21 protein-coding genes and 1 other RNA gene are annotated in these 19671 nt (G+C 43.6%); 9 read left to right on the top strand and 13 right to left on the bottom strand.

Going from position 1 to position 19671, the window contains the following annotated elements; all coding sequences use genetic code 11:
- Positions 1-7: 7 nt before the first annotated feature.
- The 10 genes from mraY to A391_RS13665 form a co-directional block, all read right to left on the bottom strand.
- Positions 8-1111 (bottom strand): phospho-N-acetylmuramoyl-pentapeptide-transferase, encoded by a 1104-nt coding sequence (gene mraY / locus A391_RS0103160; RefSeq protein WP_019897276.1) that lies wholly within the window; start codon positions 1109-1111, stop codon positions 8-10.
- A gap of 18 nt (positions 1112-1129) precedes the next feature.
- Complete coding sequence (locus tag A391_RS0103155; RefSeq protein WP_019897275.1) at positions 1130-2482, bottom strand: UDP-N-acetylmuramoyl-tripeptide--D-alanyl-D-alanine ligase; 1353 nt, start codon at positions 2480-2482, stop codon at positions 1130-1132.
- On the bottom strand, positions 2479-3942 hold the full coding sequence (locus A391_RS0103150) for a UDP-N-acetylmuramoyl-L-alanyl-D-glutamate--2,6-diaminopimelate ligase (protein WP_019897274.1): 1464 nt from the start codon (positions 3940-3942) through the stop codon (positions 2479-2481). The genes A391_RS0103155 and A391_RS0103150 overlap by 4 nt, the downstream gene beginning before the upstream one ends.
- On the bottom strand, positions 3939-5663 hold the full coding sequence (locus A391_RS0103145) for a peptidoglycan D,D-transpeptidase FtsI family protein (protein ID WP_019897273.1): 1725 nt from the start codon (positions 5661-5663) through the stop codon (positions 3939-3941). Before A391_RS0103145 ends, A391_RS0103150 begins: the two co-directional genes overlap by 4 nt.
- Positions 5663-5977, bottom strand: a complete 315-nt coding sequence (gene ftsL / locus A391_RS0103140) for a cell division protein FtsL (protein ID WP_019897272.1) — start codon at positions 5975-5977, stop codon at positions 5663-5665. Before ftsL ends, A391_RS0103145 begins: the two co-directional genes overlap by 1 nt.
- On the bottom strand, positions 5974-7056 hold the full coding sequence (gene rsmH / locus A391_RS0103135) for a 16S rRNA (cytosine(1402)-N(4))-methyltransferase RsmH (protein ID WP_019897270.1): 1083 nt from the start codon (positions 7054-7056) through the stop codon (positions 5974-5976). The genes ftsL and rsmH overlap by 4 nt, the downstream gene beginning before the upstream one ends.
- Positions 7053-7499 carry a division/cell wall cluster transcriptional repressor MraZ gene (gene mraZ / locus A391_RS0103130; protein ID WP_019897269.1) on the bottom strand — a complete coding sequence of 149 codons (447 nt, stop codon included), beginning with the start codon at positions 7497-7499 and terminating at the stop codon, positions 7053-7055. Before mraZ ends, rsmH begins: the two co-directional genes overlap by 4 nt.
- Before the next feature lie 877 nt (positions 7500-8376).
- Positions 8377-8723, bottom strand: an RNA gene (gene rnpB, locus A391_RS14220) — RNase P RNA component class A.
- Positions 8724-8954: 231 nt separating this feature from the next.
- A complete protein-coding gene (locus tag A391_RS0103115; protein ID WP_019897264.1) occupies positions 8955-9149 on the bottom strand; it encodes a YjfB family protein in 195 nt (64 codons plus the stop codon).
- Between the two features lie 40 nt (positions 9150-9189).
- The gene (locus tag A391_RS13665; protein ID WP_232416131.1) at positions 9190-9492 is read right to left on the bottom strand and encodes a flagellar basal body protein; all 303 of its coding nucleotides are present in this window, start codon (positions 9490-9492) and stop codon (positions 9190-9192) included.
- A gap of 107 nt (positions 9493-9599) precedes the next feature.
- Here A391_RS13665 and A391_RS0103105 point away from each other — a divergent pair, with 107 nt between their 5' ends.
- The gene (locus A391_RS0103105; RefSeq protein ID WP_019897261.1) at positions 9600-9824 is read left to right on the top strand and encodes a VF530 family DNA-binding protein; all 225 of its coding nucleotides are present in this window, start codon (positions 9600-9602) and stop codon (positions 9822-9824) included.
- A 26-nt stretch (positions 9825-9850) separates the two neighbouring features.
- Here A391_RS0103105 and pyrC read toward each other — a convergent pair whose 3' ends face one another.
- Positions 9851-10894, bottom strand: a complete 1044-nt coding sequence (pyrC, locus tag A391_RS0103100; RefSeq protein ID WP_019897260.1) for a dihydroorotase — start codon at positions 10892-10894, stop codon at positions 9851-9853.
- A 32-nt stretch (positions 10895-10926) separates the two neighbouring features.
- Entirely contained in the window at positions 10927-11778 is an 852-nt protein-coding gene (gene rsmI / locus A391_RS0103095) for a 16S rRNA (cytidine(1402)-2'-O)-methyltransferase (protein WP_019897258.1), read from the bottom strand.
- A gap of 6 nt (positions 11779-11784) precedes the next feature.
- On the opposite strand from rsmI, the gene A391_RS0103090 reads away from it, so the two are divergent.
- The 4 genes from A391_RS0103090 to A391_RS0103075 all read left to right on the top strand — a co-directional run bounded on the left by A391_RS0103090 (position 11785) and on the right by A391_RS0103075 (position 14994).
- Positions 11785-13416, top strand: a complete 1632-nt coding sequence (locus tag A391_RS0103090; RefSeq protein WP_019897256.1) for a penicillin-binding protein activator — start codon at positions 11785-11787, stop codon at positions 13414-13416.
- 14 nt (positions 13417-13430) lie between these two features.
- On the top strand, positions 13431-13790 hold the full coding sequence (locus tag A391_RS0103085; RefSeq protein WP_019897255.1) for a YraN family protein: 360 nt from the start codon (positions 13431-13433) through the stop codon (positions 13788-13790).
- A gap of 51 nt (positions 13791-13841) precedes the next feature.
- Positions 13842-14411, top strand: a complete 570-nt coding sequence (locus A391_RS0103080; RefSeq protein ID WP_019897253.1) for a BON domain-containing protein — start codon at positions 13842-13844, stop codon at positions 14409-14411.
- Positions 14412-14676: 265 nt separating this feature from the next.
- Positions 14677-14994 carry a DUF3579 domain-containing protein gene (locus A391_RS0103075; protein ID WP_019897251.1) on the top strand — a complete coding sequence of 106 codons (318 nt, stop codon included), beginning with the start codon at positions 14677-14679 and terminating at the stop codon, positions 14992-14994.
- Positions 14995-15068: 74 nt separating this feature from the next.
- Here A391_RS0103075 and A391_RS0103070 read toward each other — a convergent pair whose 3' ends face one another.
- Positions 15069-15545 (bottom strand): TlpA disulfide reductase family protein, encoded by a 477-nt coding sequence (locus A391_RS0103070; protein ID WP_019897250.1) that lies wholly within the window; start codon positions 15543-15545, stop codon positions 15069-15071.
- Between the two features lie 167 nt (positions 15546-15712).
- Here A391_RS0103070 and A391_RS0103065 point away from each other — a divergent pair, with 167 nt between their 5' ends.
- The 4 genes from A391_RS0103065 (at position 15713) to A391_RS0103050 (ending at position 19601) form a co-directional block, all read left to right on the top strand.
- Entirely contained in the window at positions 15713-17284 is a 1572-nt protein-coding gene (locus A391_RS0103065) for a hypothetical protein (RefSeq protein ID WP_019897249.1), read from the top strand.
- A gap of 213 nt (positions 17285-17497) precedes the next feature.
- Positions 17498-17824: a thioredoxin TrxA gene (gene trxA / locus A391_RS0103060; protein ID WP_015832964.1), complete on the top strand. Its 327-nt coding sequence runs from the start codon at positions 17498-17500 to the stop codon at positions 17822-17824.
- A 155-nt stretch (positions 17825-17979) separates the two neighbouring features.
- A complete protein-coding gene (rho, locus tag A391_RS0103055) occupies positions 17980-19239 on the top strand; it encodes a transcription termination factor Rho (protein ID WP_015832965.1) in 1260 nt (419 codons plus the stop codon).
- 119 nt (positions 19240-19358) lie between these two features.
- Positions 19359-19601 (top strand): type B 50S ribosomal protein L31, encoded by a 243-nt coding sequence (locus A391_RS0103050; protein ID WP_019897248.1) that lies wholly within the window; start codon positions 19359-19361, stop codon positions 19599-19601.
- The last annotated feature ends 70 nt before the right edge of the window (positions 19602-19671 follow it).

Below are 19671 nucleotides of genomic sequence, written 5' to 3'. Positions count from 1 at the left end.
TCACTAATTACCTGATTTTCAGACTGGCAAGACCAATTAATACCAACATCATGCTAATGATCCAGAATCGCACTACGACTTGCGTCTCTTTCCAGCCTTTTTGCTCGTAATGGTGATGCAACGGCGCCATCAAAAATATGCGCTTACCCGTACCGGTTTTATGCTTGGTATATTTAAAATAAGTCACCTGTGCTGCTACCGACAAAGTTTCCATCACAAACACGCCACCCATAATGAATAAGATGATTTCCTGACGCACCACCACCGCAACAATCCCTAGGGCCGCACCTAATGCAAGCGCGCCAACATCGCCCATAAATACCTCAGCCGGATATGCATTAAACCAAAGGAAGCCTAAGCCCGCGCCCACCATGGCAGCACAGAACACAGTCAATTCACCTGCGCCTGGCACGTAAGCAATACTTAAGTATTTAGAGAAATATAAGTGGCCAGTCACATACGCAAAAATCGCTAACGCACCCGCGACCATCACGGTTGGCATAATCGCTAAACCATCTAAACCATCAGTGAGATTCACTGCATTACTGCTACCAACCACCACAAGATAGGTCAGCACAATAAAAGCCAAGCCACTCAGTGGAATGGCTAGATTCTTAAAGAATGGAATCAGCAAGGTCGTTTCTGCTGGTGTAACAGCTGTTTGCTGCAAGAACACAGCAACGCTTAAACCAACCACTGACTGCCAAAAATACTTCTCTTTAGCTGATAAGCCTTTAGGGTTACGGTGTACCACTTTGCGCCAGTCATCCACCCAGCCAATAATGCCAAAACCTAGTGTCGTAAACAGCACCACCCAAACAAATCGATTACTTAAATCAGCCCATAACAAAGTTGATATCGCGATTGACACCAAAATCAATGCGCCACCCATGGTTGGTGTACCCGCTTTAATCAAATGCGTTTGTGGTCCATCATCACGCACGGCCTGACCCACTTTATATTGGGTCAATTTACGAATTAAGGTTGGCCCTACCATCAATGAAATCAATAAAGCAGTCAGCGTGGCTAAAACTGCACGCAAGGTAATGTAGTTAAATACATTAAACCCACGAATATCATGTGCTAACCATTGTGCTAGTTCTAGTAACATTTTTTGTCTCCCAATTCGCTACTTCTTGTTTTCCACTAACAAATTCACCACACGCTCCATTTGCATAAAACGCGAACCCTTAACCAACACAGTGACGCCCGTCTCAAGTTGTGGCAATACAGCCTGAGTGATGGCTTCAGGGGAGCCAAAATGCTCAGCACCACTTCCAAAACTTCGCACGGCCTCTACACTTAAATCACCTAAACAATAAAGTGTTGTTAAGCCTGCGGCCTTGGCGTAAGCCCCAACTTCTGTATGCATATTTTTCGCATCTGGGCCTAATTCACCCATATCACCTAATATCAACAGTTTTTTGCCAGTTAGCTTCGCCAGCACATCAATAGCCGCTTTCATTGAGTCTGGATTCGCGTTATACGTATCGTCAATCACAACTGACCCATTGGCACCCGCTTTACGCTCCAAGCGTCCATATACGCCTGTGAAACTTTCTAAGCCACGTCCAATATCAGCAAGCGAGACACCTAAGGCATAAGCCGTTGCACTTGCGGCTAAGGCATTACTAATATTATGCTCACCTTGCACATTCAACTTAACGCTTAGTTCACCAACTGGCGTAGACAATGTCATCAAGCTAAAACCTTCACCTGCTTGATAGTGTGCACTTACATTTTCTGCTTTACTCAAACCAAAAGTCACTACTTTTCTTTTTGGGTTTAGTGACTTCCAGTACCCAGCATAATGACTATCTGCATTAATCACGGCGATACCGTCATGCTTTAATCCGGCAAAAATCTCTCCCTTTGCCTTGGCAATATTGTCACGCGAGCCTAGCTCACCAATATGCGCTATGCCTGCGTTATTAATTAACGCCACATCGGGTTTGGTAATATGTGTTAAATAGTCAATTTCACCTAAATGGTTCATGCCCATTTCAAGCACAGCATATTGGTGACTTGGGTTCATTTTGAGCAAGGTCAGCGGCAGACCAATATCGTTATTTAAGTTGCCATAGGTCGCGTGCACATACTCACGCCCCTGACTAGCAACGCTTAAAATAGCCGTCAGCATTTCCTTGGTGGTCGTTTTGCCATTACTTCCTGTCACTGCAACCACAGGAACGTTAAATTTTCCGCGCCAGTATTTAGCTAACTCACCCAAGGCAAGTCTCGTATCCGCAACGACCAACCGAGGTTCAACTTGCACGGTCTTATCAGAAACCAGCACAGCCACGGCACCCAGTTTTAGTGCCTCTTTTGCAAAAGTATTTCCATCAAAGTTCGCACCTTTAAGCGCCACAAATAACTGACCCGCCACAATATTGCGGCTATCACTACCCACAGAGGTAAATTGCACATCAGCACCCACGTGCTTTACGCCTAATGCCGCTGCTGCTTCTGATAACATCATCATTCACCCACCGCCATTGCCTGATCAGGCACCCAATTCAATAATGCAGACTGCGCAACGGCAATATCGCTAAATGGCGTTCTTAAGCCGCCAATTTCCTGATAATCCTCGTGCCCTTTGCCCGCCAGCAACACAACATCATCCTTATTCGCAAACTTAATTGCCTGCTGAATCGCAACTGCACGATCAGGCGCGATGCTTGGCAACACCGTCATACCATTAACGATTTGCTCAATAATCAAAGCAGGGTTTTCATTACGCGGATTGTCGCTAGTCACCACCACATGGTGTGCATACTTTTCAGCAATCGAACCCATCAGCGGACGCTTACCTGCGTCACGATCACCACCGCAACCAAACACACAAATTAACTTACCTTGCGTTTGCTCACGCAGACTCACTAACACATTCTCCAAAGCATCAGGCGTATGTGCATAATCCACTACCACTAACGGCTTATCCTTTCCACCAAATTGCTGCATACGTCCAGCCACAGGCTTAATCTGTGCAATAGCAGATATCGCGTCACCTAATGGCACTTGGCGCGCCAATAAGGTTGCCAGCACTGCTAGCAAGTTATAAGCATTAAACCGCCCCAATACTGGCGCGCTTAGCACTGCCACACCCTGCGGCGTAATCACCTGTATACTAATTCCGTTAGCACTCAACGTCAGCGTGTCCGCACGTACATCACCCTGCATCAAACCGTAAGTCACTAATGACTTACCACTTACACGCAACGACTCCGCCACCTCTTTGCCAAAATCATCATCAGCATTCACTACCGCAGTACGTAAACTTGGCCAATCAAATAACTTACGCTTCGCACTCGCATAAGCGTCCATCGTTTGGTGATAATCCAGATGGTCACGCGTCAGGTTAGTAAAAACGGCAAAATCAAACTCAATCGCATTCACACGGCCTTGATCTAAGCCATGCGATGAAACTTCCATCGCAACCGCTACAGCACCTTGATTGGCATAATCTGCCAACATTTTTTGCAACAAAATCGCATCTGGTGTGGTGTTACTGGTTTCCACTAAGCCGTTGCCGCTAACATCGGTAAAACCGCTGCCTATGGTGCCAATAACTGCCGTTTTCTCACCCAAAGCTTGCATGGCCTGCGCAATCCATTGGCTCACTGAGGTTTTGCCGTTAGTACCGGTCACACCTATTACACCCAGCTTGCGCGATGGATATTGGTAAAACTCAGCAGCAATCTCTGCCACTTGGTTTTTCAATTGACTCACACCAAGATTAGCCACCTTGATAGCAGCATCCCAAGTAAAGCCTTGGCTTTCCCAAAGTACAGCACTAGCACCCGCAGCAACTGCCTGCGCAATATATTTGCGACCATCACTATGCACACCCGGATACGCCAAAAATAAGGCGCCAGGTACAACTTGTCGGCTATCTGCCGTCACTAAGGTAAATGATTGATTAAATGATGTAAGAAAGGTCATATACTTTCCTTTACATCTTCAACACCACTAGGAATCACAACATTATTATTTGGTGCATCTTGTGGTACGGATAACATACGTAAGGCGTCTGCCATGACGGCACTAAATACCGGCGCAGCAACCGTGCCGCCAAAATACTCACCACTACTTGGGTCATCAATCATCACAGCCATAATCAAACGTGGATTAGAAGCTGGTGCCATGCCTACAAAAGAACCTACATATTTATTCTTTTCATAGCCATGATCACCAAGCTTATGCGTAGTACCGGTTTTGCCTGCAACACGATAACCGAGCACTTGCGCCCTTAAAGCAGTGCCTCCTGGCAAGACCACTAGCTCCAACATATCTTTGACTGCATTTGCAGTTTGGGCACTAAATACCTGAGTCCCTACTGGCACATCCTTTAACTTCAGTAAAGAAACCGGTTTCAGCTCACCATCATTTGCAAATACTGTGTACGCCCTTGCCATTTGCAACAACGTCACACTGATGCCATGTCCGTAAGACATCGTCGCTTGCTCAATAGGTCGCCAAGTTTTGTAATCACGTAACTTTCCAGAAACCTCTCCAGGAAAACCGATGCGGGTCTTAGAACCAAAACCGATTAAGTTAAAGACCCCCCATAAATATTGAGGCTCAAGCGAAAGCGCCATTTTCACAGCACCAACGTTTGAAGACTTCTGAATCACTTCTGACACCGTCATCGCGCCATGAGGATGTGCATCATGTATGGTTGCGGGACCTATGCTCATATAACCAGGCGCTGTTTGAATCACGGTATCCGGGGTAAATTTTCCAGCCTCTAATGCAGCCGCAGCCGTGACAGTTTTCATGGTTGAACCCGGCTCAAAAATGTCAGTAATTGCACGGTTACGTGTTTTACCTTGAATATTGACAGGGTTGTTTGGGTTATATGTAGGCACATTCACCATCGCCAACACCTCACCCGTCTTCGCATCCAACACAATCGCTGCACCAGCGTTTGCTTTAAACTTATCAACTGCTTTTGTCAGCTCACGATGCGCTAAATACTGAATCCTACGGTCAATAGACAAGGTGATATCCGCGCCATCTTGTGGCACTTTCACTGCTTCCAAATCCTCAATAATTCGACCGGCACGGTCTTTAATCACTTTGCGGCTGCCATTCTTACCTGACAACGCATCATTCATCGCCAGCTCAAAACCTTCCTGACCTTTATCATCAATATCAGTAAAGCCCACCAAATGAGCCGTCACATCGCCCGCAGGGTAATACCGCTTATATTCACGTTGCAAATACACACCAGAAATACCAAGCTGCATAATCTCAGCAGCCAACTCTGGAGATACACGGCGCTTCAAATATACAAACTCACGCGTATTGTTAGCCAACTTCTTATCAACAGAAGCTTTCTTCAAACCCAGCAAATCTGCCAGCTTCTTTGTTTGGCTTGCAGTAATTTGCACATCTGACGGATTAGCCCACACAGACTCTACCGGAGAACTGATTGCCAACAACTCACCATAACGATCAGTAATTTTTCCGCGCTGAGAAGGTAGCACCAACGTGCGACTGTAACGTGCATCACCTTTTTCTTGCAAAAAGCGTTTATGGAAGCTTTGCAAATACACACCCCTACCTAGCAAAGCAGCAAACCCTAGCAGCACAAGCACCAGCAACAAGCGACGACGCCATGCTGGTAACTTTACAACGACTAAAGGTGCGTGCATTGCCATTAAGGTGCCACCCCATTTTGCAGATTAGTCGATTGAATCAGAGGCAAACGAGACACCAAGCTCACCACCTGTATCCTTTTCGCATCAGGCACCTGCATTTGTAATTGCTGAGCAGCAATCTGCTCAATGCGCGAATGCATCGCCCAAGTACTCTGCTCCAACTGCAACTGGCCATATTCCTGATCGTACTGTTTTTCAGTTTGATTTAAATGCTCTAACTCTATATATAATTTGCGCGCTTGATGCTGCGCATTGACCAACCCCAATGCCGAAAACATCAAAGCAAAAAATAAAATTAGATTAAGGCGCGTCATACCACCGACGTCCTTTCCGCCACACGTAACACTGCACTACGCGAACGCGGATTAGCCTTCACTTCTGCATCACTAGGCTTAACTGCTTTCCCCACACCTCTCAACCTGGGCTGAGGCAAATCAGCCGCACGCACAGGGAAGTTAGCAGGCAAGTCATCACGATCCGCTTGGTCTCGAATAAACTGCTTCACCATGCGATCTTCAAGTGAGTGAAAGCTAATTACCGCTAGCCGACCATGTGGTGCTAGCAAATGAAGACATTGCGGCATCGTTAGCGATAGTTCCTCAAGCTCCTTATTGACGAAAATCCGTAAAGCTTGAAATGTGCGCGTTGCAGGGTTCTGCCCTGGCTCGAAGCGCGTGACTGCACCTGCCACGACCTGGGCAAGCTGCCCAGTAGTGGTGATGGCACGCCCGTCATTGCGCTCCGTAATAATCGCCCTTGCAATCGACTTAGCAAACCGTTCTTCACCATAATTTTTTATAACCTCCGCTAATTGCTGCTCTGTTGTACGGCCAAGAAACTCTGCCGCTGTTTCACCACTACTTTGATCCATGCGCATATCAAGCGGCGCATCGTACCTAAAACTAAATCCACGGCTAGCCTCATCAATTTGCGGAGACGAAATGCCAAGATCCAATAAAATCCCATCCACATGACTTACACCCAACTCAGCCAGACGCGCTTGCATAGCAGCAAAGTGGCTATGCACCAGCATAAAGCGAGGATCCTCTATTGCTTTGCCTGACTCAATAGCACTCAAGTCACGATCAAATGCAATCAAACGCCCGCCATCACCCAACTGCGCTAAAATTTTTCTGGAATGTCCACCACGCCCAAACGTACCATCTACATAGATACCATTTGGCTTAATGTCTAAAGCATGCACAGCCTCATTCAGCAACACAGTAATATGTGCGCCTACAGAAGAAGCTTCATCCCCAATGCTTTGACTTTGATTTGAATTTGATGCTGACACTTCTTGTGGGTACTTTTCTAACTTATCAGCGCTTTTCGAAGTCGCTTTTTTTGAAGACAATGATGCTTTGGTGGGCGCGCTGTTCACGCCCTTAATCACAGCGAAAATCCCTCTAATTCTGCTGGCATTGCAAAACTGTCACTTTGCATTACTTGCTCTAACTGAGCACGCCAAGCAGACATGCTCCACAATTCAAAATGGCTACCTTGGCCAACCAACATCACTTCTTTATCTAAACCAGCAAAATCACGCAATACTGGCGACACTAACAAACGACCAGCGCCATCTAAACTAATATCTTCAGCAAAGCCAACCAGCAATCTTTGTAGCGCACTTGATTGCTTATCAAACGATGATAATGCCATCATTTTTGCCTGAATCGGCTCCCAAGCAGGCTGTGGATATAACAACAAGCAACGATGAGGATGCGCAGTTAACACCAAGTTGCCGGCGCACTCAAGCTGCAATGCTTCTCTGTGCTTTGTTGGCACAGCCAGCCTGCTCTTAGCATCCAAACTTAATGATGTAGCACCACGAAACATACGCCTGTTATTCCCTTAAAGCCCTATCGAGCCCAAACAAACAATTTCAAATATAAAAAATGGGGAACTGCCTAACCTCATTCAAACGCCTTACCAATCAAATAACCCTTAGTAGTTATCTAACGAGCTAATATTTACAACCCCATCCAACACTTCATTGACAACAACAGAGCAATGAGCAATTCCCCACAAAAACCCACTTTTCCCCACTAATATGCACTATAGATAAAAAAATTATGCAATGCAAGCGCTTTTTTGCTATTTTTTCTTTATACGTCAAGGACTTAGCGCATTTTGATGATAAAAATAAAATCGTTATAAATTAAGCACATACAAAACTGTGTGAATGTAGATTGTTAGAATAGTGATGAAAGCGTTTGAATTGTAATTAAGGGATAATATTTAAATGTTTTGATGATTAATTAAGCAGATTTAGTACGGTGACAGCAAGAGACCAAGCCAACACGGAGCTCAGGAGGGCAGATTAAAAATAGAGGCGATTTCTCAGAATATTATTCACAGCCAAGAACACCTAACAAACAATGTGCAGCACATAGAAAATATTCATAAATTGATGGCGTAAAATACATTCGTTGCTATGTATTTGCCCAATTTATTTGCCAAGTGGAAGTTAAAAATTGATTAACTTGATACAAAGCCCGTAATAAGCGCAAGGGTCATCGCCATTTCACTAACCGCTGAAGCAGTAAGTTCAATGCGAAGAGCTTCTCCTATTGACTACCCGTAAGCCAGTATTTGGCTTTCCCAATTTGCCAAGCCAGCAAACTGGCAAGCAAAGTGTAAAAGGGCATCACCACCAACCTAAGCAACTAAAGCTGCAAGATTGGTGCGATAAGCCACTGAAGTGGCAAGTAAAGAGTGAAGCTGGCCGATAAGCCGGGTTCTGTTTGCGTTTTGCAACGCATGACAGTCATTCATCTAGGCGTGCAATTACTTGCACGCTCAAGCAACCTACCCGCTGGCAGCGCGAGCCACGCCAATACCAGCCTATTTGGTCTTGCTGCGAATGGAGGTTACCGCGTTTCACCGTAACTTAATACGCTCGTCTCTGTGGCCCTATTCCTCGCCTTATACCTTGCGGCTTTCAACGGACGGCCATTAACCGTCATCCCGCTCTATGCAGCCCGGACTTTCCTCCCCCCTCATTAACTAAGCCAGTAAACTGGCAAGTTAAATGTGAGCGGCGACTGTCTAGCCAGCTTCATGCGTATTTTAGCATGCAGCAAGACAAACTATCCGAGTTTATTGCCTGACGAATCAGCGGCAAAAAAGTCTGAGCAAGACCTGAGCACTAGGAAATATAAAAGGGGGATTAATGTGTTGAAGCAACATTTGCACTTAAAACTTAAAGCCAAGTTATTTAAGCGCCCGACAAAATAAGCACAATCGTTAAATAAATAAAAAGAAACTATCTATCAAGCTAATCATATTTAGCTAAGCGAAAGTATCGATACTATTACCAAGATTTGGGGGATTATTAGGTAAAGATTGTGTAGCTGCTTGAATGAGCTGCAACGAGCTTTGAGCACTGATGTCGATAGCTTTTTTAAACACAGCCAATTGCACATCAGTGGCAGTTTTGTACTGTGCAAGATTAGATGCCGCCGCTGCTATTCCTGATACATCCATACCAAGCTCCAAACTTAAAAATGCAACAACCGAATACTAATTAAGCACTAATATCAATGATAGTACCCATCAACATATCATTATTGGACTTAAATACGGATAAATTAGTCATGTAAGTATTTCTGGCTTTAATTTGCTCAACCATATCAGCTTCTAAATTATTGCCAGACTGCGCAGCACTTCTAATATCTGCAACTTTAGCACCACCCTCAGGCAAATCAGCCTGCACGACTTCTTTTCTTGTAAAGCCATCCGTACCAAGGTTGGCAATATTATTCGCAGCTACGTCTAAGCGAGCTTGCGCAGTGTACATGCCAGATAAAGAAGTATTTACATTCATCATTCGAATTTAACTCAAGAGATTAAGCTCACATTACCAAGTAGTTTTAACACTGTCAATCAATATACTTTTTGAATGTAGTTAAGCGAATTAATGTTATAAATACACTTATGACAAGCACTCAACACAACAACCCTTTACATGGCGTTACATTAGAAGCCATCGTGACCTATTTGGTAGATTACTACGGCTGGGAAGCGCTCGCAGAACGCATCCCCGTCAATTGCTTTAGTCATGATCCTAGTATTAAATCAAGCTTGAAATTCTTACGTAAAACCCAGTGGGCTCGCGACAAGGTGGAGAGCCTTTACTTAGCTTCAATTAAGAAGGCCTAAAATAACAAGATGTAAAAGATAAAGCGTTAAATCATCTTCCAACCCAGCATCTGATCGGCCTTCAACGGCACCAATACATCACCTTCATACGGCAAGCTACTGGGCACTTTCCAACTTTCCTTTACCAAGGTCACTTGCTCAGTATTGCGAGCTAGCCCGTAAAAGTCTGCGCCATAGAAACTTGCAAAACCTTCCAGCTTATCTAAAGCGCCAGCTGCTTCAAACGCCTCTGTATATAACTCCATTGCGGTATGGGCTGTATACATACCTGCACACCCACAGGCTGCCTCTTTTGTATGCTTAGCATGTGGCGCACTATCCGTACCCAAGAAGAATTTAGGGTTTCCAGAAGTTGCCGCCTTTACCAAAGCAACACGGTGCTCTTCACGCTTCAAAATTGGTAAACAATAATGATGCGGCTGAATCCCGCCTTTAAACATGTCATTACGATTCATCAACAAATGGTGCGCAGTAATCGTTGCCGCTACGTTACTTGGTGCTTGCAATACAAAATCAGCGGCATCTTGAGTGGTGATATGCTCAAACACGACTTTTAAGTTTGGGAATCGATTAAGCAATGGAATCATATTGCGCTCAATAAACACGCGCTCGCGATCAAACACATCAACATCACTATCGGTCACCTCAGCGTGCGTCAGCAAAGGTACACCCAATTTTTCCATCGCTTCCAGCGCCGCAACACAGTGCCCTAAGTTCGTCACACCAGAATCACTGTTAGTGGTAGCGCCCGCAGGGTAAAGCTTTACCCCATGGACTATGCCACTTGCTTTAGCGCGTTCAATTTCCTCGGCAGTAGTTTTATCTGTGAGGTACAAGGTCATTAATGGCTCAAAGTTTGCGCCTACTGGTAGCGCGTTTAGAATGCGCTCCCGATACTCAATTGCTAGCGCAGTGGTTGTGACTGGCGGACGCAAGTTCGGCATCACAATCGCTCGTGCAAACTGCCTTGCCGTATCAGGCAACACCGCTTTAAGCGCACCGCCGTCTCTTAAATGTAAGTGCCAATCATCTGGACGTGTAATGGTAAGTGAGTGCATAGGATTATTCATGTTCAATAGCTCTAATTCAATAGTACTTACGGTTATTCAGATTCTTGTTTTAACTGTAGTGCAAATTCGTATAAAACATTCTTTTTTTCATGGGTAATTTCCGTGGCCAGCTTAACTGCCTGCTTGAGCGGAAGCTCCGCCAACAGCAACTTTAATATGCGCACAGTCTCTTCAGGCATTTCTTCTGCGTCTTTAAGGGCAGCAGCTTCTATCAACAACACAAATTCTCCGCGCTGCTGATTAGTATCAGCTTCCAGCCAAGCGACGGCATCTGAGAGGTTGCAACTGTAAATCGTTTCAAAAGTTTTGGTCAGCTCACGTGCAAAAGTGATACGGCGCTCACCACCCAACACCGCACACATGTCGGCAATACTATCAACAATGCGATGTGGCGCTTCATAAATGACCAATGTCACAGTTTGTGTTTTTAGTGTTTCCAATACTTTACGTCGCGCAGCGCCACTTGCTGGCAAAAAACCATGGAACATAAAACCATTTTGCACAATGCCGCTGGCTGACAGCGCTGCAATCACGGCACTCACGCCTGGCACTGGCACCACTTTCACCCCAGCTTTACGCACTAAATCCACCACCACCGCGCCTGGGTCGCTAATGCCTGGCGTACCAGCATCGGTCACCAGTGCGATACTCTCGCCAGCATTGAGTTGTGACAATAACTTTTCTGCTGATTGATGCTCGTTATGCTCATGCACTGCAATTAGTTTTTTGCTAATACCAAAATAACTTAACAAGCCAGATGTATGGCGCGTGTCTTCCGCTGCAATCGCATCAACAGCTTTAAGTGTATCCAACGCTCGCAAGGTAATATCTTGCAGATTTCCAATTGGCGTTGCGACAACATATAATATGCCTATAGGATACAAAATTTAATGACCAATAATTTAATAAACATCATTTTAGCAACATGCCTGCTTTTTAGCAGTTTAAATTTAGCCGCAGCGCAAATCAGCACCTCCAATCGCCAAGCTGAAGCGCAGCTTTTGGTCGGCGAAACCTGCCTCAAAGAGGCTAATACCGCCTGCGCCATGACTGCGCTGGCAAAAATACCTAGCAACTCACCTTACGCAAAGCTGTTACAAGGTGAAATTGCCTATTACAACCAAGCATTAGATCAAACACTTCAGTTATTACTACCACTACAAGCTGAGGCACATTTCACTTCAGGAGCAAAAATCAGCTTGCATCAGCATTTGGCAAAAGCTTTTGCACAGCTACAAGACACAGAACAAGCCCTAATACATTTATTAGAGGTTGACATAGCCCTAGCGAAAACAGCATCCTCGCAGCAAAAAGATGCAACAGCTCTCAACCACAAGCAAATATGGGATTTACTTAGCAAACTAAGTCAAATCGAGCTAGTGGCTATTCGCGGAAACAACACTGATGACCTCTTTCAAGGCTGGGTTGATTTAGCCTTAGCCGCAAAACATCAAGACCTAAGCAGTAGCTTAAAAGCTTGGAAAATCAGCTATCAAGATCATCCCGCAGTCGCGTTCTCTAGTAGTTTACATATACATAAGGCAAAACAAATACTCAAGCTATTATCAGATAATGAGATTGTGATTACATTTAAAACAACTTCCGACATAGATAGCGCCAAAGCGGAGGCTTTTAAACTTGGATTACAAACAGCGCTTTCACATCAGGAGGCAAATAACACTATTCACATCAGTCGATTGACAAACGATGAAACGAATATAAACGAAGAAGACTCACCATCCGTTAATACTGACATTAATACTGGAGCACCAACAACAAGCCCTTATCATATTGCACTACAACTTGATTCCGAAGCAGATGAAGCAAACTCTATTCAATATCATGCAAACAAGCAGCAAACCCTAACAATAGGCCTGCACTTAAATAACGAGGCTGAACAACTTGTAAAATTTGCTACCAGCAACGGGATTAGCCATGTTGCAATTCTTACAACTGAAGACGAAAACTCGGTTGCGTTACTCAAGCACTTTAGTGCTGCATGGCAAAAAGCATTTAATTTGAATGAAAACCACGACAACTTCAACATCATCACATTGCCAAAGCACCTTGCGGTCAACGATCCAAGCTTACTCGACATTCAAACAAAAATCAGCGCAAAACCGCACGACATGCTACTTTTAGCCCTACCAGCGGCTGACGCGCGGATTATCAAACCATTCCTTAATGTAGGCACTCCTACCGTCGCATTTTCTAACTTACATGATACATCTACCGATATTGCATTACACGCAGTGCGCTTTGTAGAGATTCCATTTTTATTGCAACCCAATGCAGAATTCACCAAACACCAAAACAGCATCACTCAACTAAATTCGAACGAATTATTACGCTGGTATGCATTAGGTGTAGATGCGCTATCGATACTCGTTGCCACGCAACATCCTAGCGAAAAAGAAGTGATCATTAATGGACTAACTGGCCAAATCAGCATAAACCCTCCTGCCATTACGCGTCAGCCGTCAATGGCCAGGTATACTTACGAAGGCATTACCAAAGAGTAGTTATACTAAAGTGCATGACTGAAAAACAACAAGCTAAACATATGATAGAAGGCCATGCGGCCGAACAGCTTGCTGCAACTTTTCTGCAAAAGAATGGACTTATTCTGTTAGAGAAGAACTATCGTTGCGTGCATGGAGAAATTGACCTTATCATGCGTGACAGAAAAACTCTCGTGTTTGTTGAGGTTCGCTTACGAAGCAATCCTAGATTCGGAGGCGCTGGAATGAGCATTACACCGAGCAAACAACAAAAACTTTCTCGTACTGCAGAAGTTTATTTACAAACACACGGCAATCACGCGTGTCGTTTTGACGCAATTTTATTACATGCGCTTGATGCAACCGCAGTAGAATGGATAAAAGATGCCTTCTAAAAGACAGCTAGCCTCTCTATTCAATTACCAATCCATAAAAGGACGTTCACTATGAAACTACCCATTAAACTATTCGCTGCATTAGCATTAGCTTCTCAAATCAGCGCTTGTGTACCTCTTGTAGTAGGTGGCGCAGCAGCAACTGGCGTTATGGCTGCAGATAGAAGGACTTCAGGCATCTATGTTGAAGATCAAAATATCGAACTAAAAGCGGTCAAGAAAATTCACGACACCTTAGGTGAAGAGGCGCACGTCAACGTCACTAGCTTTAAAGGCAATGTACTATTAACAGGTGAAGTCCCTAATGACAATGCAAAAACCCAAGCAGGCAATATCATTTTGGCCACAGAAAGTGTGCGCAGCCTTACAAATGAATTAGTGATTGGGCCGAAAACATCATTAAGCGCTCGCGCAAATGACTCTTTCCTAACCTCAAAAGTTAAAACACAATTTGTTACTGAGAATCGTTTTAGCGCCAATCACGTTAAAGTCGTTACTGAAAACAGTATTGTTTATCTACTAGGCTATGTCACACAGAAAGAAGCTGATGCTGCAGTAGAAATTGCGCGCAATGTTAGTGGTGTGACTACCGTAGTAAAAGTATTCGAATATATGCCATAGACTAAGGCAAAGTTTGGTGGGCATGTGCATTAAGCTTACGCAACATCAGATCGGCCTCGCTACTTACTTTATTTACGTAGCGAGGTGTTTGAGTGAAACGCTGACAGATAAGCTAAATTACCGAGCATCATTACAAACATCCCCAAAAGTATCTCAATAGATTCTTAGGCTTTCAAAACAAGTCGTATTTTCATCATGGCTGGGAATGATATAATGCAACCAATTCCTACGCTGCTGAAGTAGCGCAACCACAGGTAAATATTAAATGACTACAGAACACACAAACGCTCCAGAGCAACTAGAGGTTATCATTGAAGGCAACACACGTGCAGGCAAACCATTCCGTCCTAGTGACTGGGTGGATCGCATGTGTAGCACTTACGCAACCTTTGGTGAAGATCGCAAACTAAAATATTCACCATACTTAAAACCACGTGTGGTCAATGGCGTACGTTGCCTCGCCGTAGATTTAAAACTAAAAACCGTTAACCCTGAAGGTTACGCTCAGTTAATGCACTTCGCTGACGAAAATCAATTAAACGTACTTGATAGCAATGGCAACAGTATCCCTGTACCTCACTAGATAAAAAGACTACCGAACCTTATGCGTACCTCAACAAACTGCGCATAAGGCAAACCCAAGCAAGTTGATAAGACTTAACGCGCATTACCAGACTTCATCAGATTTTCCACATATTGTTTTGTCACAATTCCGCGCTTTGTTTTCACTAACTTTCCTTTAGGATTGTAAATAAAGGTGGTTGGCATGACATCCGCCGCACCAATCTGCTCGACAACACTATCGTCACCCAGCACTATCGGATAAGACATTAACATGTCGTCGACATACTCATTCACCTCTTGCACATCTTTGTAGTCAAACACCACTCCCAAAATGACAAGATCTTTTTGTTGATGCTGATCATAAAGATTGACCAAATCTGGGACTTCCTCCAGACATGGCGGACACCACGTTGCCCAATAATTCACTAATACCCATTTCCCTTTGTACTGAGAAAGCTGATGTTGAACCCCAGACATATCCTTAAGCAAGAAATTAGGTTTCGCAGCGACATCAGCATACGAAAAACAACTGTGTAGCAGCATTAATAAACCCAATAAGAACTTATTCATAAATTCACCATAAAAACAACAACATACTATTTAGTACCAAAGATAACCATGCTAGCAAAAACACTTTTTTAGATGTATGCTAAGCATACGTACTGTTTATAACAATATTGACATAAGCAATATCATACAATCATCCACACATATAAATTGATTGCAAAAAAAATAATATGGCATTAAATCTCAACATTCCAGCGTTATTAGAGCATCCTGTATTTATTGCCGAAACACGTCCGCAGAAAATACATCAGCTACTACAAGAACTTAATACACAAGACGCAGTTGATATTGCTACGCATCTACATAATGAATTGGAAACACTAAATCGGCAGAAAGTTTCTCCTAGCCAAAGAATGCAAGCCTTGGACTGCTATCGTACCTTAGTCATCAAAACCACAAACGTGTTAGCTACAGACTACATTAACGCAACGCTACCCCTTGAAGATAAAGCAAAATCTGCAGCAACCGCTTGCGAATCATTGTGGATAGAACTTGGCTACGGCTACAAGCTAGTCTTAATCGACTTACAGAATCAACTCATTAAACTACGTACAGATAAAAACTCAGCCATCGCTATTCAGCGAGCAATGCATGCAATCGCACAACACGCATTAGTTCAATACCAAACTTACCAGACTCCACCTAGCTTCATCTGGAGCGACTTACACCAGCTTTACTTTTGCGCAGCTAAGCTAGGCATCATGCATACAGTGATCGCTGACGAGCCCGCTCAGTTATCAATAAAAACCTATGCGCACCTACTTACTTCCATAGAAGATACGTACAAGCACACGTTACTAATGAGCCTTGCGCAACCACATCACCTCATTCAACAAGACATCAGCGCCATTGCAGATTATTTAGCTCATCATGTCAGCACTGCAAGAATCACAGCGATTGAACCTCTAGAAAATAGCTCAGGTGCATTTATTATCAATTTAACATCAGACGCACCTCCAGTCCCCTACAGTAAAAAAAAGACAGCCCCCAACCCAGACTCCGAACTGTTACTACACACCATAGACCTCATTCGTGACATCCATGAAGACCTTAACAAACTTCAAAATCGCACATCCCCAGTGAATGGAAGCATCAGCCCAGATGCAAACCATAATGACTATATCGCACTACTTGCGTACCTCATTACCAACTGGGGAATATCACCCAAACGTATTTTTAGTCGATCCGCCAAAAATGGCGACATTGAGATTGTTGCTGGTATCGATAAAATTCACAACATCATCACTGCGACAAGCATAACCAATGATGATAGTCACCTAGCACTCAATGCGTCTCACGCAACCCCATCACGCTGGAAAATATTAAATATCAGTGCAACAGGCATATCAATTAGACGTTATCATAATGCCGAAAAAAATATCAAGGTTGGCGGGCTAATTGCGCTCAGAGGAAAAAATGAACAACAATGGTCTATTGGCGTTGTCAAATGGGCCAACTGTGGCACTAGAGATCGCCTAGACATCGGGGTTCAACTAATTGCACCATGTGCGGAGAGTGCTGTTGCGCAGACATTTCAACACAGCGCGATCAGCAACATACTAGTGCTGCCAGAAATTGTAGCCGTAAAACAAGTTGCAACAATCATCGCACCAAGAGGCACTTACATTAACGGACGCCAGCTGACATATACCTACAATCAAAAAAGCGAGCAAGTCATGCTTAATAAGTTAATTGAAAGAACACATGACTTTGAACGCATTCAGTTCAATATCATTCATTGAATACTCACTAAATAGAGACCTGCCAACTTAATCCATCAATTTAAAAAATACTTGTTGCGACTATTCAAATAGTATTCACGTGTTAACTGCACCATAAATATTGTAGAATTTAAATCTTAATCGGCACAATTTAGACTTCACTAAAGCATTTTTTTTCGTTACGATACACATTTTCAAGTATTATTAGTTATATTCTATTTAAAGGTTTTTTCTATGAGCGAACACATCACACACCTAAGCGATGCAAGTTTTGAACAAGATGTTCTACAATCGCAAATTCCAGTTCTTGTCGACTACTGGGCAGAGTGGTGTGGCCCATGTAAAATGATCGCGCCAATTTTGGATGAAATTTCAAAAGAATATGCTGGCCGCATCAAAGTTGCTAAACTAAACATTGATGATAACCAACAAACTCCACCTAAATATGGTATTCGTGGCATTCCAACACTCATGTTATTTAAAAATGGCAATGTAGAAGCAACAAAAGTTGGTGCATTATCTAAATCACAACTGACAGCTTTTATTGACAGCAACATCTAAACACATTACGCTAAGCATAAATCAAGCGCTTGGTTTTAAACAAGTATCACTTTAAAACCAAGCACCACACCCTTCAGGCAACAAAACTAAGCCTCTGGCATTTAAATCTAAAGCCTTACATTATCTCTACACTCATCTTGTTCTAGCGAGACCTCATGCATCTATCAGACCTCAAACATCTACCCGTTACAGAATTAGTAGAAATGGCCATTGCCAACGAAATCGACAATGCCAGCCGGATGCGAAAACAAGATTTGATTTTTGCTATTCTCAAAAATAAGGCAAAAAAAGGCGAAAGCATTTTTGGAGATGGCACTTTAGAGGTTTTGCAAGATGGCTTTGGCTTTCTAAGATCACCAGACACTTCTTATTTAGCTGGTCCTGATGACATTTATGTATCACCATCACAGATTCGCCGTTTTAATTTGCATACTGGCGATAGCATTCAAGGTGAGATTCGCATCCCTAAAGATGGCGAGCGCTACTTTGCTTTAGTTAAAGTAGACATGGTCAATGGTGAAGCGCCTGAAAACACCAAACATAAAATTCTATTTGAAAACTTAACGCCTTTATTTCCAACGATTCCGCTGACATTAGAGCGTGATATTAAAGGTGCTGAAAACATCACTAGCCGTGTCATTGATATGATTGCACCGATAGGCAAAGGGCAACGCGGCCTACTGGTTGCTAGCCCAAAAAGTGGTAAAACAGTCATGATGCAAAATATTGCACATGCCATTACTGCCAACCATCCTGATGTGATTTTAATCGTGTTGTTAATTGACGAACGTCCTGAAGAAGTGACAGAAATGACACGCTCAGTCAAAGGTGAGGTGGTTGCCTCCACGTTTGACGAGCCTGCCACTCGTCACGTACAAGTAGCAGAAATGGTACTAGAAAAAGCGAAACGCTTAGTGGAGCACAAAAAAGATGTTGTCATCCTACTAGACTCCATTACCCGCCTAGCACGCGCCTACAACACAGTCATCCCATCTTCAGGCAAAGTACTAACAGGTGGTGTAGATGCTAACGCATTGCAACGTCCTAAAAGATTCTTTGGTGCAGCCAGAAATGTTGAAGAAGGCGGCTCACTCACGATTATTGCGACTGCGCTAGTTGATACCGGCTCACGTATGGATGACGTCATCTACGAAGAGTTTAAAGGCACAGGCAACATGGAGATCCATCTAGATCGCCGCATGGCTGAAAAACGCCAATACCCTGCGATCAATGTGAATAAATCCGGTACACGTCGTGAAGAGTTGCTAATTGAGAAAGACGTGCTACAGAAAATCTGGGTATTGCGTAAACTTCTCTACCCAATGGATGACCTTGAGGCGATGGAGTTCTTGCTAGACAAAATCAAGTCAACTAAAAACAATGCGGATTTTTTTGACAGTATGCGTAGAGGCTAACCCCTTTACACCAAACAATTTTTCTTGCATAGCTTCAGCAATGTAAATATAATGCTGAGTTAACGCAAAAATTTGCAACATATGCCGTATCATTCGGCAATCAATAAGAGGCTATTATTATGAAAGATGGAATTCATCCAGAATACCGTGAAGTTGTGTTTCAAGACATTGGTGCTGACTTTACTTTTTTAACTCGCTCTACTATCCATGCAAGAGACACGATCAAGTGGACTGATGGTAAAGAGTACCCATTAGTTAAAATTGAAGTTTCTTCAAAATCACACCCGTTCTACACTGGTAAACAAATGATTCTTGATACGGCTGGCCGTGTTGATAAATTCCGTAAAAAATACGGTATGTAATTCAAAGTTTACGACTCTGCTTGCAGATTATCGTTCATCAAAAGGCAGCTTAGGCTGCCTTTTGTTTTAC

This window comes from Methylotenera mobilis 13, from assembly GCF_000384255.1.
Taxonomy (GTDB): domain Bacteria; phylum Pseudomonadota; class Gammaproteobacteria; order Burkholderiales; family Methylophilaceae; genus Methylotenera; species Methylotenera mobilis_B.
Note: the sequence above shows the minus strand (reverse complement) of the source record. Positions and strands in the feature narration are given on the sequence as shown.

What these genes read in the sequence shown, in the direction of transcription:
- A391_RS0103080 (WP_019897253.1), top strand. Translation starts at nt 13,842, where the DNA reads ATGAAACTACCCATTAAACTATTCGCTGCATTAGCATTAGCTTCTCAA.
- mraZ (WP_019897269.1), bottom strand. Translation starts at nt 7,499, where the DNA reads ATGTTTCGTGGTGCTACATCATTAAGTTTGGATGCTAAGAGCAGGCTG.
- A391_RS0103050 (WP_019897248.1), top strand. Translation starts at nt 19,359, where the DNA reads ATGAAAGATGGAATTCATCCAGAATACCGTGAAGTTGTGTTTCAAGAC.
- trxA (WP_015832964.1), top strand. Translation starts at nt 17,498, where the DNA reads ATGAGCGAACACATCACACACCTAAGCGATGCAAGTTTTGAACAAGAT.
- A391_RS13665 (WP_232416131.1), bottom strand. Translation starts at nt 9,492, where the DNA reads ATGATGAATGTAAATACTTCTTTATCTGGCATGTACACTGCGCAAGCT.
- A391_RS0103065 (WP_019897249.1), top strand. Translation starts at nt 15,713, where the DNA reads ATGGCATTAAATCTCAACATTCCAGCGTTATTAGAGCATCCTGTATTT.
- ftsL (WP_019897272.1), bottom strand. Translation starts at nt 5,977, where the DNA reads ATGACGCGCCTTAATCTAATTTTATTTTTTGCTTTGATGTTTTCGGCA.
- A391_RS0103090 (WP_019897256.1), top strand. Translation starts at nt 11,785, where the DNA reads ATGACCAATAATTTAATAAACATCATTTTAGCAACATGCCTGCTTTTT.
- A391_RS0103070 (WP_019897250.1), bottom strand. Translation starts at nt 15,545, where the DNA reads ATGAATAAGTTCTTATTGGGTTTATTAATGCTGCTACACAGTTGTTTT.
- pyrC (WP_019897260.1), bottom strand. Translation starts at nt 10,894, where the DNA reads ATGAATAATCCTATGCACTCACTTACCATTACACGTCCAGATGATTGG.
- A391_RS0103075 (WP_019897251.1), top strand. Translation starts at nt 14,677, where the DNA reads ATGACTACAGAACACACAAACGCTCCAGAGCAACTAGAGGTTATCATT.
- A391_RS0103150 (WP_019897274.1), bottom strand. Translation starts at nt 3,942, where the DNA reads ATGACCTTTCTTACATCATTTAATCAATCATTTACCTTAGTGACGGCA.
- rho (WP_015832965.1), top strand. Translation starts at nt 17,980, where the DNA reads ATGCATCTATCAGACCTCAAACATCTACCCGTTACAGAATTAGTAGAA.
- A391_RS0103085 (WP_019897255.1), top strand. Translation starts at nt 13,431, where the DNA reads ATGACTGAAAAACAACAAGCTAAACATATGATAGAAGGCCATGCGGCC.
- mraY (WP_019897276.1), bottom strand. Translation starts at nt 1,111, where the DNA reads ATGTTACTAGAACTAGCACAATGGTTAGCACATGATATTCGTGGGTTT.
- A391_RS0103115 (WP_019897264.1), bottom strand. Translation starts at nt 9,149, where the DNA reads ATGGATGTATCAGGAATAGCAGCGGCGGCATCTAATCTTGCACAGTAC.
- A391_RS0103105 (WP_019897261.1), top strand. Translation starts at nt 9,600, where the DNA reads ATGACAAGCACTCAACACAACAACCCTTTACATGGCGTTACATTAGAA.
- A391_RS0103145 (WP_019897273.1), bottom strand. Translation starts at nt 5,663, where the DNA reads ATGGCAATGCACGCACCTTTAGTCGTTGTAAAGTTACCAGCATGGCGT.
- A391_RS0103155 (WP_019897275.1), bottom strand. Translation starts at nt 2,482, where the DNA reads ATGATGATGTTATCAGAAGCAGCAGCGGCATTAGGCGTAAAGCACGTG.